General features: G+C 44.1%; 9 protein-coding genes, 9 tRNA genes and 5 rRNA genes (1 of these 23 cut by a window edge). All 23 read left to right on the forward strand.

The genetic code is table 11. From position 1 onward, the window contains the following. Nucleotides 1–2,470: ribosomal RNA gene (locus tag BCER98_RS00435) — 23S ribosomal RNA — on the forward strand (it extends 452 nt beyond the left edge of the window). A gap of 145 nt (nt 2,471–2,615) precedes the next feature. Next, nucleotides 2,616–2,731, forward strand: a 5S ribosomal RNA gene (gene rrf, locus BCER98_RS00440). Nucleotides 2,732–2,735: 4 nt separating this feature from the next. After that, nucleotides 2,736–2,811: transfer RNA gene (locus tag BCER98_RS00445), tRNA-Val, on the forward strand. Nucleotides 2,812–2,816: 5 nt separating this feature from the next. Beyond that, nucleotides 2,817–2,892, forward strand: a tRNA-Thr gene (locus tag BCER98_RS00450). A gap of 10 nt (nt 2,893–2,902) precedes the next feature. Further along, a tRNA-Lys gene (locus BCER98_RS00455) sits at nt 2,903–2,978 on the forward strand. A gap of 14 nt (nt 2,979–2,992) precedes the next feature. Beyond that, nucleotides 2,993–3,073 (forward strand) — tRNA-Leu (locus tag BCER98_RS00460). A gap of 29 nt (nt 3,074–3,102) precedes the next feature. Next, nucleotides 3,103–3,177 (forward strand) — tRNA-Gly (locus tag BCER98_RS00465). Nucleotides 3,178–3,187: 10 nt separating this feature from the next. Continuing rightward, nucleotides 3,188–3,276 (forward strand) — tRNA-Leu (locus tag BCER98_RS00470). 3 nt (nt 3,277–3,279) lie between these two features. Next, a tRNA-Arg gene (locus tag BCER98_RS00475) sits at nt 3,280–3,353 on the forward strand. Between the two features lie 8 nt (nt 3,354–3,361). Next, nucleotides 3,362–3,435, forward strand: a tRNA-Pro gene (locus tag BCER98_RS00480). Nucleotides 3,436–3,445: 10 nt separating this feature from the next. Further along, nucleotides 3,446–3,521: transfer RNA gene (locus BCER98_RS00485), tRNA-Ala, on the forward strand. 72 nt (nt 3,522–3,593) lie between these two features. Then, nucleotides 3,594–5,144, forward strand: a 16S ribosomal RNA gene (locus tag BCER98_RS00490). Between the two features lie 246 nt (nt 5,145–5,390). Next, nucleotides 5,391–8,312 (forward strand): 23S ribosomal RNA (locus BCER98_RS00495). 93 nt (nt 8,313–8,405) lie between these two features. Then, nucleotides 8,406–8,521: ribosomal RNA gene (rrf, locus tag BCER98_RS00500) — 5S ribosomal RNA — on the forward strand. Together the 16S, 23S and 5S rRNA genes with 9 tRNA genes alongside form the textbook arrangement of a ribosomal RNA operon. Nucleotides 8,522–8,695: 174 nt before the next feature. Beyond that, nucleotides 8,696–9,157, forward strand: coding sequence for a CtsR family transcriptional regulator (locus BCER98_RS00505; protein ID WP_011983217.1), 462 nt, complete (start codon nt 8,696–8,698; stop codon nt 9,155–9,157). Between the two features lie 155 nt (nt 9,158–9,312). Next, on the forward strand, nt 9,313–9,861 hold the full coding sequence (locus tag BCER98_RS00510) for a UvrB/UvrC motif-containing protein (protein WP_011983218.1): 549 nt from the start codon (nt 9,313–9,315) through the stop codon (nt 9,859–9,861). Between the two features lie 4 nt (nt 9,862–9,865). Continuing rightward, a complete protein-coding gene (locus tag BCER98_RS00515; RefSeq protein WP_011983219.1) occupies nt 9,866–10,936 on the forward strand; it encodes a protein arginine kinase in 1,071 nt (356 codons plus the stop codon). Between the two features lie 15 nt (nt 10,937–10,951). Then, nucleotides 10,952–13,387, forward strand: coding sequence for an ATP-dependent protease ATP-binding subunit ClpC (clpC, locus tag BCER98_RS00520; RefSeq protein ID WP_011983220.1), 2,436 nt, complete (start codon nt 10,952–10,954; stop codon nt 13,385–13,387). A gap of 87 nt (nt 13,388–13,474) precedes the next feature. Beyond that, nucleotides 13,475–14,851, forward strand: a complete 1,377-nt coding sequence (gene radA, locus BCER98_RS00525) for a DNA repair protein RadA (RefSeq protein WP_011983221.1) — start codon at nt 13,475–13,477, stop codon at nt 14,849–14,851. A gap of 3 nt (nt 14,852–14,854) precedes the next feature. Next, on the forward strand, nt 14,855–15,928 hold the full coding sequence (disA, locus tag BCER98_RS00530) for a DNA integrity scanning diadenylate cyclase DisA (RefSeq protein ID WP_011983222.1): 1,074 nt from the start codon (nt 14,855–14,857) through the stop codon (nt 15,926–15,928). 161 nt (nt 15,929–16,089) lie between these two features. Continuing rightward, nucleotides 16,090–17,202 (forward strand): PIN/TRAM domain-containing protein, encoded by a 1,113-nt coding sequence (locus tag BCER98_RS00535; RefSeq protein ID WP_011983223.1) that lies wholly within the window; start codon nt 16,090–16,092, stop codon nt 17,200–17,202. Between the two features lie 16 nt (nt 17,203–17,218). Then, on the forward strand, nt 17,219–17,899 hold the full coding sequence (ispD, locus tag BCER98_RS00540) for a 2-C-methyl-D-erythritol 4-phosphate cytidylyltransferase (RefSeq protein ID WP_011983224.1): 681 nt from the start codon (nt 17,219–17,221) through the stop codon (nt 17,897–17,899). Between the two features lie 109 nt (nt 17,900–18,008). Then, nucleotides 18,009–18,485 (forward strand): 2-C-methyl-D-erythritol 2,4-cyclodiphosphate synthase, encoded by a 477-nt coding sequence (gene ispF / locus BCER98_RS00545; RefSeq protein ID WP_011983225.1) that lies wholly within the window; start codon nt 18,009–18,011, stop codon nt 18,483–18,485. The last annotated feature ends 6 nt before the right edge of the window (nt 18,486–18,491 follow it).

Consider the following 18,491-nt stretch of genomic DNA (forward strand, 5'->3'; position numbering starts at 1 on the left):
GGGAGGACCATCTCCCAAGGCTAAATACTCCCTAGTGATCGATAGTGAACCAGTACCGTGAGGGAAAGGTGAAAAGCACCCCGGGAGGGGAGTGAAAGAGATCCTGAAACCGTGTGCCTACAAATAGTCAGAGCCCGTTAACGGGTGATGGCGTGCCTTTTGTAGAATGAACCGGCGAGTTACGATCCCGTGCGAGGTTAAGCTGAAGAGGCGGAGCCGTAGCGAAAGCGAGTCTGAATAGGGCGTTTAGTACGTGGTCGTAGACCCGAAACCAGGTGATCTACCCATGTCCAGGGTGAAGTTCAGGTAACACTGAATGGAGGCCCGAACCCACGCACGTTGAAAAGTGCGGGGATGAGGTGTGGGTAGCGGAGAAATTCCAATCGAACCTGGAGATAGCTGGTTCTCCCCGAAATAGCTTTAGGGCTAGCCTCAAGTGTAAGAGTCTTGGAGGTAGAGCACTGATTGGACTAGGGGTCCTCATCGGATTACCGAATTCAGTCAAACTCCGAATGCCAATGACTTATCCTTGGGAGTCAGACTGCGAGTGATAAGATCCGTAGTCAAAAGGGAAACAGCCCAGACCGCCAGCTAAGGTCCCAAAGTGTGTATTAAGTGGAAAAGGATGTGGAGTTGCTTAGACAACTAGGATGTTGGCTTAGAAGCAGCCACCATTTAAAGAGTGCGTAATAGCTCACTAGTCGAGTGACTCTGCGCCGAAAATGTACCGGGGCTAAATACACCACCGAAGCTGCGGATTGATACCTTTGGTATCAGTGGTAGGGGAGCGTTCTAAGGACAGTGAAGTCAGACCGGAAGGACTGGTGGAGTGCTTAGAAGTGAGAATGCCGGTATGAGTAGCGAAAGACGGGTGAGAATCCCGTCCACCGAATGCCTAAGGTTTCCTGAGGAAGGCTCGTCCGCTCAGGGTTAGTCAGGACCTAAGCCGAGGCCGACAGGCGTAGGCGATGGACAACAGGTTGATATTCCTGTACCACCTCTTTATCGTTTGAGCAATGGAGGGACGCAGAAGGATAGAAGAAGCGTGCGATTGGTTGTGCACGTCCAAGCAGTTAGGCTGGTAAGTAGGCAAATCCGCTTACCGCGAAGGCTGAGCTGTGATGGGGAAGCTCCTTATGGAGCGAAGTCTTCGATTCCCCGCTGCCAAGAAAAGCTTCTAGCGAGATAAAAGGTGCCTGTACCGCAAACCGACACAGGTAGGCGAGGAGAGAATCCTAAGGTGAGCGAGAGAACTCTGGTTAAGGAACTCGGCAAAATGACCCCGTAACTTCGGGAGAAGGGGTGCTTTCTTAACGGAAAGCCGCAGTGAATAGGCCCAAGCGACTGTTTAGCAAAAACACAGGTCTCTGCGAAGCCGTAAGGCGAAGTATAGGGGCTGACACCTGCCCGGTGCTGGAAGGTTAAGGAGAGGGGTTAGCGTAAGCGAAGCTCTGAACTGAAGCCCCAGTAAACGGCGGCCGTAACTATAACGGTCCTAAGGTAGCGAAATTCCTTGTCGGGTAAGTTCCGACCCGCACGAAAGGTGTAACGATTTGGGCACTGTCTCAACCAGAGACTCGGTGAAATTATAGTACCTGTGAAGATGCAGGTTACCCGCGACAGGACGGAAAGACCCCGTGGAGCTTTACTGTAGCCTGATATTGAATTTTGGTACAGCTTGTACAGGATAGGCGGGAGCCTTTGAAGCCGGAGCGCTAGCTTCGGTGGAGGCGCTGGTGGGATACCGCCCTGGCTGTATTGAAATTCTAACCTACGGGTCTTATCGACCCGGGAGACAGTGTCAGGTGGGCAGTTTGACTGGGGCGGTCGCCTCCTAAAGTGTAACGGAGGCGCCCAAAGGTTCCCTCAGAATGGTTGGAAATCATTCGTAGAGTGCAAAGGCATAAGGGAGCTTGACTGCGAGACCTACAAGTCGAGCAGGGACGAAAGTCGGGCTTAGTGATCCGGTGGTTCCGCATGGAAGGGCCATCGCTCAACGGATAAAAGCTACCCCGGGGATAACAGGCTTATCTCCCCCAAGAGTCCACATCGACGGGGAGGTTTGGCACCTCGATGTCGGCTCATCGCATCCTGGGGCTGTAGTCGGTCCCAAGGGTTGGGCTGTTCGCCCATTAAAGCGGTACGCGAGCTGGGTTCAGAACGTCGTGAGACAGTTCGGTCCCTATCCGTCGTGGGCGTAGGAAATTTGAGAGGAGCTGTCCTTAGTACGAGAGGACCGGGATGGACGCACCGCTGGTGTACCAGTTGTTCTGCCAAGGGCATCGCTGGGTAGCTATGTGCGGAAGGGATAAGTGCTGAAAGCATCTAAGCATGAAGCCCCCCTCAAGATGAGATTTCCCATAGCGTAAGCTAGTAAGATCCCTGAAAGATGATCAGGTTGATAGGTTCGAGGTGGAAGCGTGGTGACACGTGGAGCTGACGAATACTAATAGATCGAGGACTTAACCAATAAAAAAGCGGAAGCGACTTGTTCAGGGTCGCTGGAGCTGGATTCAATATGAAGCAAATGTTATCTAGTTTTGAGAGAATATAAAAAAACTTGTTGACTTTTTAAGTGAATTAGGTATAATAATGATTGTCTCAAATGAATATTGTCTGGTGATGATGGCAGAGAGGTCACACCCGTTCCCATACCGAACACGGAAGTTAAGCTCTCTAGCGCCGATGGTAGTTGGGGCCTTGCCCCTGTGAGAGTAGGACGTCGCCAGGCGAATGGAGGATTAGCTCAGCTGGGAGAGCACCTGCCTTACAAGCAGGGGGTCGGCGGTTCGATCCCGTCATCCTCCACCATATATGCCGGCTTAGCTCAATTGGTAGAGCAACTGACTTGTAATCAGTAGGTTGGGGGTTCAAGTCCTCTAGCCGGCACCATTTTCAAAATGAGCCATTAGCTCAGTTGGTAGAGCATCTGACTTTTAATCAGAGGGTCGAAGGTTCGAGTCCTTCATGGCTCACCATTTTAAAAGAATATGCGGGTGTGGCGGAATTGGCAGACGCACCAGACTTAGGATCTGGCGCCTTTGGCGTGGGGGTTCGACTCCCTTCACCCGCACTTTTAATAAAACACTTATAACATGTCTTGCGGAAGTAGTTCAGTGGTAGAATACAACCTTGCCAAGGTTGGGGTCGCGGGTTCGAATCCCGTCTTCCGCTCCAAATATGACATGCCGGGGTGGCGGAACAGGCAGACGCACAGGACTTAAAATCCTGCGGTGGGTGACCACCGTGCGGGTTCGACTCCCGCCCTCGGCACCATATGCGCCCGTAGCTCAATTGGATAGAGCGTTTGACTACGGATCAAGAGGTTAGGGGTTCGACTCCTCTCGGGCGCGTTCTCTTTCGGGAAGTGGCTCAGCTTGGTAGAGCACCTGGTTTGGGACCAGGGGGTCGCAGGTTCAAATCCTGTCTTCCCGATACTTGATTTGGGGCCTTAGCTCAGCTGGGAGAGCGCCTGCCTTGCACGCAGGAGGTCAGCGGTTCGATCCCGCTAGGCTCCACCAAACAGTTCTTTGAAAACTGAACGAAACAAACAACGTGAAACGTCAATTTTTATTTATGATGCTAGACAAACTTTATTGGAGAGTTTGATCCTGGCTCAGGATGAACGCTGGCGGCGTGCCTAATACATGCAAGTCGAGCGAACGGATTAAGAGCTTGCTCTTAAGAAGTTAGCGGCGGACGGGTGAGTAACACGTGGGTAACCTGCCCATAAGACTGGGATAACTCCGGGAAACCGGGGCTAATACCGGATAACATCTAGCACCGCATGGTGCAAGATTGAAAGGCGGCTTCGGCTGTCACTTATGGATGGACCCGCGTCGCATTAGCTAGTTGGTGAGGTAACGGCTCACCAAGGCGACGATGCGTAGCCGACCTGAGAGGGTGATCGGCCACACTGGGACTGAGACACGGCCCAGACTCCTACGGGAGGCAGCAGTAGGGAATCTTCCGCAATGGACGAAAGTCTGACGGAGCAACGCCGCGTGAGCGATGAAGGCCTTCGGGTCGTAAAGCTCTGTTGTTAGGGAAGAACAAGTGTGAGTTGAATAAGCTCATGCCTTGACGGTACCTAACCAGAAAGCCACGGCTAACTACGTGCCAGCAGCCGCGGTAATACGTAGGTGGCAAGCGTTATCCGGAATTATTGGGCGTAAAGCGCGCGCAGGCGGTTTCTTAAGTCTGATGTGAAAGCCCACGGCTCAACCGTGGAGGGTCATTGGAAACTGGGAGACTTGAGTGCAGAAGAGGAGAGTGGAATTCCATGTGTAGCGGTGAAATGCGTAGAGATATGGAGGAACACCAGTGGCGAAGGCGACTCTCTGGTCTGTAACTGACGCTGAGGCGCGAAAGCGTGGGGAGCAAACAGGATTAGATACCCTGGTAGTCCACGCCGTAAACGATGAGTGCTAAGTGTTAGAGGGTTTCCGCCCTTTAGTGCTGAAGTTAACGCATTAAGCACTCCGCCTGGGGAGTACGGCCGCAAGGCTGAAACTCAAAGGAATTGACGGGGGCCCGCACAAGCGGTGGAGCATGTGGTTTAATTCGAAGCAACGCGAAGAACCTTACCAGGTCTTGACATCCTCTGACAACCCTAGAGATAGGGCTTCCCCTTCGGGGGCAGAGTGACAGGTGGTGCATGGTTGTCGTCAGCTCGTGTCGTGAGATGTTGGGTTAAGTCCCGCAACGAGCGCAACCCTTGATCTTAGTTGCCATCATTCAGTTGGGCACTCTAAGGTGACTGCCGGTGACAAACCGGAGGAAGGTGGGGATGACGTCAAATCATCATGCCCCTTATGACCTGGGCTACACACGTGCTACAATGGACGGTACAAAGAGTCGCGAGACCGCGAGGTGGAGCTAATCTCATAAAACCGTTCTCAGTTCGGATTGTAGGCTGCAACTCGCCTACATGAAGCTGGAATCGCTAGTAATCGCGGATCAGCATGCCGCGGTGAATACGTTCCCGGGCCTTGTACACACCGCCCGTCACACCACGAGAGTTTGTAACACCCGAAGTCGGTGGGGTAACCTTTTGGAGCCAGCCGCCTAAGGTGGGACAGATGATTGGGGTGAAGTCGTAACAAGGTAGCCGTATCGGAAGGTGCGGCTGGATCACCTCCTTTCTATGGAGAATGGATGAACGTTGTTCATCAATATAAGTTTCCGTGTTTCGTTTTGTTCAGTTTTGAGAGAACTTTCTCTCAAGTTTATACAGCGTAAGCAGTTTGTTTTTCTTGCGTTTGCGTCTGAAAGTGAATTCCACGATGATGGATTCCTCACCGCATGTCAGCAGAGAAGCAGATGCAGCGCAGTAGGCATGTTCTTTGAAAACTAGATAACAGTGTAGCTCATATTTTTAATTTTAGTTTGGTTAAGTTAGAAAGGGCGCACGGTGGATGCCTTGACACTAGGAGTCGATGAAGGACGGGACTAACACCGATATGCTTCGGGGAGCTGTAAGTAAGCTTTGATCCGGAGATTTCCGAATGGGGAAACCCACCATACGTAATGGTATGGTATCCTTATCTGAATACATAGGGTAAGGAGGACAGACCCAGGGAACTGAAACATCTAAGTACCTGGAGGAAGAGAAAGCAAATGCGATTTCCTGAGTAGCGGCGAGCGAAACGGAACATAGCCCAAACCAAGAGGCTTGCCTCTTGGGGTTGTAGGACATTCTATACGGAGTTACAAAGGAACGAGGTAGACGAAGCAGTCTGGAAAGGCTCGTCATAGAAGGTAACAACCCTGTAGTTGAAACTTCGTTCCCTCTTGAATGGATCCTGAGTACGGCGGAACACGTGAAATTCCGTCGGAATCTGGGAGGACCATCTCCCAAGGCTAAATACTCCCTAGTGATCGATAGTGAACCAGTACCGTGAGGGAAAGGTGAAAAGCACCCCGGGAGGGGAGTGAAAGAGATCCTGAAACCGTGTGCCTACAAATAGTCAGAGCCCGTTAACGGGTGATGGCGTGCCTTTTGTAGAATGAACCGGCGAGTTACGATCCCGTGCGAGGTTAAGCTGAAGAGGCGGAGCCGTAGCGAAAGCGAGTCTGAATAGGGCGTTTAGTACGTGGTCGTAGACCCGAAACCAGGTGATCTACCCATGTCCAGGGTGAAGTTCAGGTAACACTGAATGGAGGCCCGAACCCACGCACGTTGAAAAGTGCGGGGATGAGGTGTGGGTAGCGGAGAAATTCCAATCGAACCTGGAGATAGCTGGTTCTCCCCGAAATAGCTTTAGGGCTAGCCTCAAGTGTAAGAGTCTTGGAGGTAGAGCACTGATTGGACTAGGGGTCCTCATCGGATTACCGAATTCAGTCAAACTCCGAATGCCAATGACTTATCCTTGGGAGTCAGACTGCGAGTGATAAGATCCGTAGTCAAAAGGGAAACAGCCCAGACCGCCAGCTAAGGTCCCAAAGTGTGTATTAAGTGGAAAAGGATGTGGAGTTGCTTAGACAACTAGGATGTTGGCTTAGAAGCAGCCACCATTTAAAGAGTGCGTAATAGCTCACTAGTCGAGTGACTCTGCGCCGAAAATGTACCGGGGCTAAATACACCACCGAAGCTGCGGATTGATACCTTTGGTATCAGTGGTAGGGGAGCGTTCTAAGGACAGTGAAGTCAGACCGGAAGGACTGGTGGAGTGCTTAGAAGTGAGAATGCCGGTATGAGTAGCGAAAGACGGGTGAGAATCCCGTCCACCGAATGCCTAAGGTTTCCTGAGGAAGGCTCGTCCGCTCAGGGTTAGTCAGGACCTAAGCCGAGGCCGACAGGCGTAGGCGATGGACAACAGGTTGATATTCCTGTACCACCTCTTTATCGTTTGAGCAATGGAGGGACGCAGAAGGATAGAAGAAGCGTGCGATTGGTTGTGCACGTCCAAGCAGTTAGGCTGGTAAGTAGGCAAATCCGCTTACCGCAAAGGCTGAGCTGTGATGGGGAAGCTCCTTATGGAGCGAAGTCTTTGATTCCCCGCTGCCAAGAAAAGCTTCTAGCGAGATAAAAGGTGCCTGTACCGCAAACCGACACAGGTAGGCGAGGAGAGAATCCTAAGGTGAGCGAGAGAACTCTGGTTAAGGAACTCGGCAAAATGACCCCGTAACTTCGGGAGAAGGGGTGCTTTCTTAACGGAAAGCCGCAGTGAATAGGCCCAAGCGACTGTTTAGCAAAAACACAGGTCTCTGCGAAGCCGTAAGGCGAAGTATAGGGGCTGACACCTGCCCGGTGCTGGAAGGTTAAGGAGAGGGGTTAGCGTAAGCGAAGCTCTGAACTGAAGCCCCAGTAAACGGCGGCCGTAACTATAACGGTCCTAAGGTAGCGAAATTCCTTGTCGGGTAAGTTCCGACCCGCACGAAAGGTGTAACGATTTGGGCACTGTCTCAACCAGAGACTCGGTGAAATTATAGTACCTGTGAAGATGCAGGTTACCCGCGACAGGACGGAAAGACCCCGTGGAGCTTTACTGTAGCCTGATATTGAATTTTGGTACAGCTTGTACAGGATAGGCGGGAGCCTTTGAAGCCGGAGCGCTAGCTTCGGTGGAGGCGCTGGTGGGATACCGCCCTGGCTGTATTGAAATTCTAACCTACGGGTCTTATCGACCCGGGAGACAGTGTCAGGTGGGCAGTTTGACTGGGGCGGTCGCCTCCTAAAGTGTAACGGAGGCGCCCAAAGGTTCCCTCAGAATGGTTGGAAATCATTCGTAGAGTGCAAAGGCATAAGGGAGCTTGACTGCGAGACCTACAAGTCGAGCAGGGACGAAAGTCGGGCTTAGTGATCCGGTGGTTCCGCATGGAAGGGCCATCGCTCAACGGATAAAAGCTACCCCGGGGATAACAGGCTTATCTCCCCCAAGAGTCCACATCGACGGGGAGGTTTGGCACCTCGATGTCGGCTCATCGCATCCTGGGGCTGTAGTCGGTCCCAAGGGTTGGGCTGTTCGCCCATTAAAGCGGTACGCGAGCTGGGTTCAGAACGTCGTGAGACAGTTCGGTCCCTATCCGTCGTGGGCGTAGGAAATTTGAGAGGAGCTGTCCTTAGTACGAGAGGACCGGGATGGACGCACCGCTGGTGTACCAGTTGTTCTGCCAAGGGCATCGCTGGGTAGCTATGTGCGGAAGGGATAAGTGCTGAAAGCATCTAAGCATGAAGCCCCCCTCAAGATGAGATTTCCCATAGCGTAAGCTAGTAAGATCCCTGAAAGATGATCAGGTTGATAGGTTCGAGGTGGAAGCGTGGTGACACGTGGAGCTGACGAATACTAATAGATCGAGGACTTAACCAATAAAAAAGCGGAAGCGACTTGTTCAGAGTCGCTGGAGCTGGATTCAATATGAAGCAAATGTTATCTAGTTTTGAAGGAATATCCCTTCAATAGTTTGGTGATGATGGCAGAGAGGTCACACCCGTTCCCATACCGAACACGGAAGTTAAGCTCTCTAGCGCCGATGGTAGTTGGGGCCTTGCCCCTGTGAGAGTAGGACGTCGCCAAGCAATTTAAACACGAATCAATCGATTCGTGTTTTTTTGTTTTTATAAACGTTTCAAACATGATTAAGCAATGAAGATTATGGATAAGATAGTAAAAGAGCAAAAGAGTTGCAAATTTTTTTAATACGTATATAATTAAAGTCAAAGATAGTCAAAGTCAATAAAGGTGGCGGATAAATGAGAAATATATCTGATATCATTGAGCAATATCTAAAGCAAGTTATTGACTTAAGCAATAACAATGTAATTGAAATTAAGAGAAGTGAGATCGCAGATCGCTTTGATTGTGTTCCATCTCAAATCAATTATGTCATTAATACCCGCTTCACATTGGAAAGAGGATTTATAGTGGAAAGCAAAAGGGGCGGTGGCGGTTACATTCGTATTATCAAAGTCAAACTGCATGATGATATAGACATTATCGATCAAATGCTTCATATGATTGAGCATAGTATTGCACAAAGTAATGCAGAAGGTATGATTATACGCTTAATAGAAGAAGGTATTATAACAAAAAGAGAAGCAAAATTGATGTTAAGTGTATTGGATCGCTCTGTATTATTAATGGACGCACCGTCTCGAGATCAACTTCGAGCACGGATATTATGCGCAATGTTAAAGACACTGAAATATAAATAAATATGACTTTTGTTAGGAAATGTTTTTGGAAGTAAGATAGTTCGGTTTTATAAACAACATATAATTTGCCAGAATCGACTAAGTGAAAAAGGAATCCCATAATATAAATAGTATTATGGGCTTTGGTTTTTCCTGTTGTAAAGGTGGGGATAAAGATGACTTGTCAAAACTGTAATATGAGACCAGCAACCTTGCATTATACAAAAGTAGTAAATGGGGAAAAGACGGAAGTTCATCTTTGTGAGCAATGTGCAGGACAAAGTGGCTATACGTCTTTCTTTCAATCATCACAACCCAGTTTTTCCTTTCAAGACTTGTTAGCAGGGTTATTGAATGGTGGGCCAGCAACATTTGGACAAAAGGAAAATACTTTTTCAAGTACAAAAGTATTGAGATGTCCAGAGTGTAAAATGACATATGAGCAATTTGCAAAAGTTGGACGTCTTGGATGTTCTTCTTGTTATGAGACATTTAAAGATCAAATAAAACCTATGTTAAAACGATTGCATGGTGGCCATACAAATCATAGTGGGAAAGTTCCAAAGCGTATAGGAGGAAATATCCACTTGAAAAAAGAATTAGATGAACTAAAACTAACTTTAAAGCAGCATGTACAAAGAGAAGAGTTTGAACAGGCCGCACAAATTCGTGATCAAATTCGAAATCTCGAAAAACAAATAAGTGAACATAGAGAGGGGGAGTAGTTCTATGTCACTCGATCGTATTATGAATGAAGCAATAAGCCCTTGGATGAAGGGAGATGGACCAGATTCTGACATCGTTTTAAGCACTCGTATTCGTTTAGCTCGTAATTTAAAAAATTATCATTTTCCAATTATGCAAACAGCTGAAGAAGCTAATCAGATTACAGAGTTATTTCAGCAAAAGTTAGTGAATAAAACGATGAGAGATTTTGGCAGCTTTGAGTTATTAAAAATGAACGAATTAACTCCCCTTCAGCGGAGGGTCTTAGTAGAAAAGCATTTAATTAGTCCAAATCTTGCCGAGACAGAATTTGGAGCTTGTATATTATCTGAGAGTGAGCATATAAGTGTCATGCTAAATGAAGAAGATCATGTGCGCATTCAATGCTTATTCCCAGGATTGCAATTATCCGAGGCGCTTCAAAGTGCAAACAAAATAGATAATGTATTTGAAGAAGTGGTTGAATATGCATTTGATGAAGAACTTGGTTATGTTACAAGTTGCCCTACAAATGTAGGAACTGGATTAAGGGCTTCAGTCATGATCCATTTACCTGCACTTGTTTTAACAAAACGAATCAATCGTATTATACAGGCAATTCAGCAATTAGGTTTAGTTGTAAGAGGAATATATGGGGAAGGTAGCGAAGCCTTAGGGAATATATTTCAAGTTTCCAATCAGATGACGCTAGGGAAATCTGAGGAAGATATTATTGCAGATTTAACAAGTGTGATTCATCAATTAATTCAACAGGAAAAGGCAGCGCGAGAATTAATTGTGAAAAATTCAAGTATTGAGCTTGAGGATAAAGTGTATCGTTCTTACGGTATACTCGCTCATAGTCGCTTAATCCAATCTGCAGAAGCTGCTACTTGTTTATCTGATGTAAGACTTGGCATTGATTTAGGTTATATAAAAGATGTATCAAGAAATATTTTGACGGAGCTAATGGTGCTTACCCAACCAGGTATTCTCCAGCAATATGCAGGTGGACAACTGGGACCAGAAGAAAGAGATTATCGAAGGGCAGCTTTAATCCGTGAAAGATTACGCATTGAAGAAAATGAAGCATAGTAGGAGGCGATTTCTATGATGTTTGGAAGATTTACAGAACGAGCGCAGAAAGTATTAGCTTTATCTCAAGAGGAAGCAATCCGTATTGGTCATAATAATATTGGAACAGAGCATATTTTACTTGGGCTAGTACGTGAAGGTGAAGGTATTGCAGCGAAAGCATTAATTGCTCTTGGCTTAAGTCCAGAGAAGATACAAAAAGAAGTAGAGGCATTAATTGGTCGTGGTACAGAAGTATCTCAGACTGTTCATTATACTCCTCGTGCGAAAAAGGTCATTGAATTATCCATGGATGAAGCACGTAAATTAGGTCATTCTTATGTTGGAACGGAGCATATCTTACTAGGATTAATTCGTGAAGGAGAAGGCGTTGCAGCGCGTGTTTTAAATAACTTAGGTGTAAGTTTAAATAAGGCGAGACAACAAGTGTTACAACTTCTTGGAAGCAATGAAGCAGCTTCAGGTCATCAAGGTGCTTCATCGACAAATGCCAATACACCAACTTTGGATAGCTTAGCACGTGATTTAACAGTAATTGCACGTGAAAGTAGATTAGATCCTGTTATTGGGCGCAGTAAGGAAATTCAACGGGTTATTGAGGTGTTAAGCCGTAGAACAAAAAATAACCCGGTGCTAATTGGGGAGCCAGGTGTAGGTAAGACTGCAATCGCAGAAGGTTTAGCGCAACAAATTGTAAATAACGAAGTTCCGGAAACATTACGAGATAAACGTGTTATGACATTAGATATGGGAACAGTTGTAGCTGGTACAAAATATCGTGGTGAGTTTGAGGATCGTTTAAAAAAAGTAATGGATGAGATTCGTCAGGCAGGTAACATTATTTTATTTATTGACGAACTTCATACATTAATTGGTGCAGGCGGTGCAGAAGGGGCAATTGATGCATCGAATATTTTAAAACCTTCGCTAGCGCGTGGCGAACTACAATGTATTGGTGCGACAACTTTAGATGAGTATCGAAAATATATTGAAAAAGACGCAGCGTTAGAGCGACGCTTCCAACCAATTCAAGTGGATGAACCAAGCTTGGAAGAATCTATTCAAATTTTGAAAGGGTTGCGTGATCGATATGAAGCGCATCACCGTGTATCTATTACAGATGATGCAATCGAGGTAGCGGTAAAGCTTTCAGATCGCTATATTACAGATCGCTTCTTACCGGATAAAGCAATCGATTTAATTGATGAGGCGGCTTCTAAAGTACGTTTACGTTCTTATACAACGCCACCAAACTTAAAAGAATTAGAAGTGAAACTTGAGGAAATTCGTAAAGAAAAAGATGCAGCTGTGCAGAGTCAAGAATTCGAAAAAGCTGCTTCATTACGAGATATGGAGCAACGTTTACGTGAAAAATTAGAGGATACAAAACGTCAGTGGAAAGAACAGCAAGGAAAAGAAAACTCTGAAGTGACAGTAGAGGATATTGCAAACGTTGTTTCTACATGGACGCGTATTCCAGTTTCTAAGCTTGCGCAAACAGAAACGGATAAATTGTTAAACTTAGAATCCATTTTACATGATCGTGTAATCGGTCAAGATGAAGCTGTTGTAGCTGTAGCGAAGGCGGTACGTCGTGCAAGAGCTGGCTTAAAAGATCCAAAACGTCCAATTGGTTCCTTTATTTTCTTAGGACCAACTGGTGTTGGGAAAACAGAATTAGCACGAGCATTAGCGGAATCTATGTTCGGTGATGAGGATGCTATGATCCGCATCGACATGTCGGAATATATGGAGAAACATTCTACATCTCGTTTAGTTGGTTCTCCTCCAGGATATGTAGGATATGAAGAGGGCGGTCAATTAACAGAGAAGGTTCGTCGTAAACCGTATTCTGTTGTTCTATTAGATGAAGTAGAAAAAGCACATCCAGATGTATTTAATATTTTATTACAAGTATTAGAAGACGGCCGTTTGACAGACTCTAAAGGTCGCACAGTTGATTTCCGTAATACAATTGTGATTATGACTTCTAACGTTGGTGCTGAGGCATTAAAACGCAATAAACATCTTGGATTTAACGTGCAAGATGAGAGCCGTGACTATGCAGATATGAAAGGAAAAGTAATGGACGAATTGAAAAAAGCATTCCGTCCAGAATTCTTGAACCGTATCGATGAAATCATTGTGTTCCATATGCTTGAGAAAAAACATATTCAAGAAATTGTGACACTAATGGTAAATCAACTAGTAAAACGATTAGAAGAACAAGAGATTTATTTAGAGTTAACGGACGCTGCAATTGAAGCGATTGCTGATAAAGGGTTCGATCGCGAGTATGGTGCTCGTCCACTTCGCAGAGCAATTCAGAAACATGTGGAAGATCGATTATCAGAAGAACTTCTAAAAGGAGTCATTGAGAAAGGACAAAAAGTTATCTTTGATAAAGAGAGAGAATCATTTGTCATTCGCAGTGCAGAAAAGGTAAAATAAGTATAGAAAAACAAGGGGGGCTATTCGATAGCCCTCTTTCTTATACGAGCTATATGTTTATGAAAGTGAAGTGAAGTATAGAAGAATATGGCTAAGAAGAAAACGAAATTCATATGTCAAGAATGCGGTTATCAATCACCGAAATATATGGGAAGATGCCCTGGTTGTGGACAATGGAATACACTTGTTGAAGAGATAGAACAAGTTGTATCATCTAGACGCCTTAATTATGCAAATGCGATTCAAACAGAGGTAACAAAACCAAGAAGGCTTATAGAAGTAGAAACAAAATCAGAAGCGCGTATTGAGACACAATTTCAAGAATTTAATCGTGTATTAGGTGGAGGTATTGTTGATGGTTCCCTTGTTCTTATCGGAGGAGATCCTGGAATTGGGAAATCGACTTTACTGTTGCAAATATCATCACAATTAGCAAATTCTGCTTATGATGTTCTGTATATATCAGGAGAAGAATCCGCAAAACAAATCAAGCTTCGTGCAGATCGTTTACATGTAAATGGCCGGAATCTGTTCGTTGTTTCAGAAACAGATTTACAGCGCATTGCAACTCATATTGAAGAAATGAATCCCTCTTTTGTTGTAATTGATTCTATTCAAACCATTTATCTACCGGAAGTTACTTCAGCACCTGGAAGTGTGGCACAAGTACGTGAATGTACGGCGGAACTGATGAAACTTGCGAAAACGAAAGGAATCCCCATTTTTATTGTTGGGCATGTGACAAAAGAAGGTGCGATTGCAGGGCCACGTATGCTAGAACATATGGTAGATGCGGTTCTTTATTTTGAAGGAGATCGTCATCATACATATCGTATTTTGCGAGCAGTAAAAAACCGATTTGGTTCTACAAATGAAATGGGTATTTTTGAAATGAAAGAGCTGGGTCTTGCAGAAGTATTGAATCCTTCTGAAATTTTCCTAGAAGAAAGACCGGTCGGAGTTGCAGGGTCTACAGTTGTTGCCTCAATGGAAGGAACAAGACCTGTTTTAGTAGAAATACAAGCATTAATCTCTCCTACTAGTTTTGGAAATCCTCGAAGAATGGCCACAGGAATTGATCATAATCGTGTATCTCTTATTATGGCAGTGTTGGAAAAGAGAGCCGGATTATTGTTGCAAAATCAAGATGCGTATTTGAAAGTGGCTGGAGGTTTGAAGTTAGATGAACCAGCGATTGACTTAGCGGTTGCAATAAGCATTGCTTCAAGTTTTCGAGATAAATCTACGGCACCGACTGATGCGGTAATAGGAGAAGTAGGATTAACTGGAGAAATAAGAAGAGTATCAAGAATTGAACAACGTGTACAAGAAGCTGCTAAATTAGGATTTCAACGTGCAATTATCCCGCGGAAAAATTTAGGTGGATGGACAATTCCTGAGGGGATTGAAGTGGTTGGTGTTTCCAATTTAGGCGAGGCGCTGCGATTGACATTAGGAGGCTAGGCTATGGAAGAAAACAAGCAACGTGTGAAAAGTATGCTTAATATTTTACAGCTTGTTGCACCAGGTACACCGCTACGTGAAGGGATAGATAATGTACTTCGTGCACAGACTGGTGGATTAATTGTTCTTGGGTACAATGAACAAATAAAAAGTATTGTGGATGGAGGGTTCCATATTAATTGTGGATTTTCTCCTGCTAGTTTATACGAATTAGCAAAAATGGACGGTGCACTCATTTTAAATGAAACAGGAAGCAAAATCTTAATTGCAAATGCTCAATTAGTTCCTGAATCAGCTATTGACTCTATTGAAACAGGAATGCGTCACCGTACGGCGGAGCGTGTAGCAAAACAAACAGGTAGTCTTGTTATAGCGATTTCACAAAGACGTAATGTAATTACGTTATATCAAGGGAATTTACGTTATACATTAAAAGATATAGGTGTTATTTTAACTAAGGCGAATCAAGCGATTCAAACTTTAGAAAAATATAAAGCAGTCTGGAATGACGGTATTACGAATTTGGGTATTCTAGAATTTGAAGAGGTTGTTACGTTATCTGAGGTAGTTCACGTTTTACATAGTGTTGAGATGGTACTTCGTATTAAGAATGAGATTTTGAGCTATATTCATGAATTAGGAACAGAAGGCAGGCTCATTCGTTTACAATTAACGGAGTTACTGGCGGATTTAGAGGCGGAGGCCGCTTTATTAATAAAAGATTACTATCAAGAAAAAACGCAAGATCATTATCAAATATTGAAAAAACTACAAGATCTTGCAAATGCACAGCTTTTAGAAGATAGTGACTTAGTCAAATTGCTCGGTTACCCAGGACAAACAAGCTTGGAGGAAAGTGTCACACCAAGGGGATATCGCATTACAAGTAAAATATCGAGAGTGCCACCTCTCATTATTGAAAATTTGATCAATCGTTTTAAAACATTGCAAGGTGTCTGTCGAGCATCGATTGATGAACTCGATGATGTGGAAGGAATTGGGGAAGTTCGAGCGAAAAAAATACGAGAAGGTTTAAAACGAATCCAAGAACATCTTTATATGAGTAGACACAACTAAGAATATTACATTGAATATACAATATAACAAGGCGAGAACATTTTTAATATATGATATGATATATTGGTAAATAAAACGATTTATGAAAAAAGCACGTCCGCTTTTACATTCGGCGTTTTGATTCACAAAACAATGGTTAATAATGAGTAGGAGGTGGTTGAATGTTGAAACGGATCGTACAGCTCTTCTTTTTAGTAATCGGGGGAGCTTTAGGGATTTTTTTAATCCCAAAAGTAATGAATGTGTTAGAGATTGGTGCAGTTCCTTTACTTGAAGGTTCATATGTTCGTGCAATTATTGGTGCAATCATTTTATTTTTAACAACATTTTGGCTTGTAGATTATATTGTTCAGCTTATTAAACATATTGAAGAAGCGCTTGTAAAGGCGCCTGTGACAGATGTTTTATTTGGTACGCTAGGTTTAATCTCTGGTCTTATCGTTGCATATTTAATTTTAATCCCAATTCGTGAAATTACAATTCAAGTCATCAGTACCGTGTTACAGGTTTTCTTTACTCTTTTACTTGGTTATTTAGGCTTCCAGGTAGGGTTCAAAAAACGAAATGAGTTGCTAGGGTTATTTACATTGCCACAGCGTAGCGGTAAGAAGAAAAATACGAATAGCGAAAATGAAGAGAACGAAGTAGGGGGAGAGGAATCTTCTCTGAACTGGAAAATTCTTGATACGAGTGTAATTATTGATGGACGTATTGCGGATATTTGTCAAACAAAATTTTTAGAGGGAACAATTGTAATCCCACAGTTTGTATTAGAAGAGTTACAACATATTGCTGATTCTTCTGACGCATTAAAGCGTAATCGAGGCCGCAGAGGGCTAGATATTTTAAATCGTATTCAAAAAGAAATGCCGATTCCAGTAGAGATTTACGAGGGTGATTTTGAAGATATTCAAGAGGTAGATAGCAAACTTGTGAAATTGGCGAAGTTAACTGGTGGAACGGTTGTAACGAATGACTTCAATTTAAATAAGGTTTCTGAATTACAGGGGGTAACGGTTTTAAATATTAATGATTTAGCAAATGCAATTAAACCGGTTGTTCTCCCTGGAGAAGAGTTAAATGTTTATGTTGTGAAAGATGGAAAAGAGCAAAATCAAGGTGTTGCATATTTAGATGATGGCACCATGATTGTAGTAGAAGACGGCAAGGAGTACGTTGGCTCCCAATTAGAAGTACTTGTTACAAGTGTACTGCAAACATCGGCTGGTCGTATGATTTTTGCAAAGCGTAAATTATTAGAAAAAGCATTATAAGCAGAGGATTCGTAATATGTATACATTAATTATTCCAGCAGCAGGTCAAGGGAAACGAATGGGCGCTGGTAAAAACAAATTGTTTTTGCTTATTAATGAGGTGCCTATTATCGTTCATACATTACGTGCTTTTGAGAAAGACGAAGCATGTGAAAAAATTATTATGGCAATTAACGAACAAGAGCGTTCTGATTTTGAGGCATTAATACAAAAGTACGGTATTCGAAAGAATGTGCAGTTTATTCAAGGTGGAGCCGAAAGACAAGATAGTGTGTATCATGCACTTCAGTATGTGAAAGAAACTGAATATGTTCTTGTTCATGATGGTGCCCGCCCTTTTGTAACGAATAAGATGATTCATGAAGTATTAATTGTGGCAAAAGAGAAGGGTGCTTCCATTTGCGCTGTACCAGTGAAGGATACGATAAAGAAAGTAGTAAATGATGCAGTTTTTGAGACAGTTGAACGTTCTCAACTTAGAGCGGTTCAAACACCGCAAGGCTTTTCTGTTGCACTTTTATTAGAGGCTCATCAAAGCGCGAAGCAAAGTGGTTTTCTTGGTACGGATGATGCAAGTCTCGTAGAGCGTATCGGAAAGGAAGTCGGCGTAGTAGAAGGTAGCTATTATAATATTAAGGTGACAACACCAGAAGATTTATTAATTGCTGAAAGCTTTTTGCACGTTCAGAGAAGATAGCGGTAGTATGGTTGAAAAGCTCGGTTCGTACCGGGCTTTTCTTTATACACATAGCGATATAAGATAGAATCATAAAATTTAGTAGTTTAGCTTGAGGAGGATGTATAGAATGTTTCGAATTGGACAAGGTTTTGATGTGCATGAATTTGCAGAAGGAAGACCGTTAATTATCGGAGGGATTACGATTCCATATGAGAAAGGTTTATTAGGTCATTCAGATGCAGATGTGCTTTTACATACAATTGCGGATGCTTGTTTAGGAGCGATTGCTGCTGGAGATATCGGAAAACATTTTCCAGACACAGACCCGGCTTTTAAAGATGCGGATTCGGCAGTGTTATTACAAAAGGTTTGGGAGTTTGTACGTGAACAAGGATATGAATTAGGGAATTTAGATTGTACAATTATTGCTCAGAAACCAAAGATGGCGCCACATATTGAAAGCATGCGGAAACGTATTAGTGAGCTTTTAGAAACATCGATTGATAATATTAATGTAAAAGCGACAACGACAGAAAAGTTGGGATTTACAGGTAGAGAAGAAGGAATTGCTTCTCAAGCGGTTGTATTATTACAGAAAAAATAATGGTTT

The organism is Bacillus cytotoxicus NVH 391-98, from assembly GCF_000017425.1.
Classification (GTDB): domain Bacteria; phylum Bacillota; class Bacilli; order Bacillales; family Bacillaceae_G; genus Bacillus_A; species Bacillus_A cytotoxicus.

Excerpts from the sequence above, each read along its gene's own strand:
- BCER98_RS00505 (WP_011983217.1), top strand. The coding sequence starts at position 8,696 with ATGAGAAATATATCTGATATCATTGAGCAATATCTAAAGCAAGTTATT.
- BCER98_RS00510 (WP_011983218.1), top strand. The coding sequence starts at position 9,313 with ATGACTTGTCAAAACTGTAATATGAGACCAGCAACCTTGCATTATACA.
- BCER98_RS00515 (WP_011983219.1), top strand. The coding sequence starts at position 9,866 with ATGTCACTCGATCGTATTATGAATGAAGCAATAAGCCCTTGGATGAAG.
- clpC (WP_011983220.1), top strand. The coding sequence starts at position 10,952 with ATGATGTTTGGAAGATTTACAGAACGAGCGCAGAAAGTATTAGCTTTA.
- radA (WP_011983221.1), top strand. The coding sequence starts at position 13,475 with ATGGCTAAGAAGAAAACGAAATTCATATGTCAAGAATGCGGTTATCAA.
- disA (WP_011983222.1), top strand. The coding sequence starts at position 14,855 with ATGGAAGAAAACAAGCAACGTGTGAAAAGTATGCTTAATATTTTACAG.
- BCER98_RS00535 (WP_011983223.1), top strand. The coding sequence starts at position 16,090 with ATGTTGAAACGGATCGTACAGCTCTTCTTTTTAGTAATCGGGGGAGCT.
- ispD (WP_011983224.1), top strand. The coding sequence starts at position 17,219 with ATGTATACATTAATTATTCCAGCAGCAGGTCAAGGGAAACGAATGGGC.
- ispF (WP_011983225.1), top strand. The coding sequence starts at position 18,009 with ATGTTTCGAATTGGACAAGGTTTTGATGTGCATGAATTTGCAGAAGGA.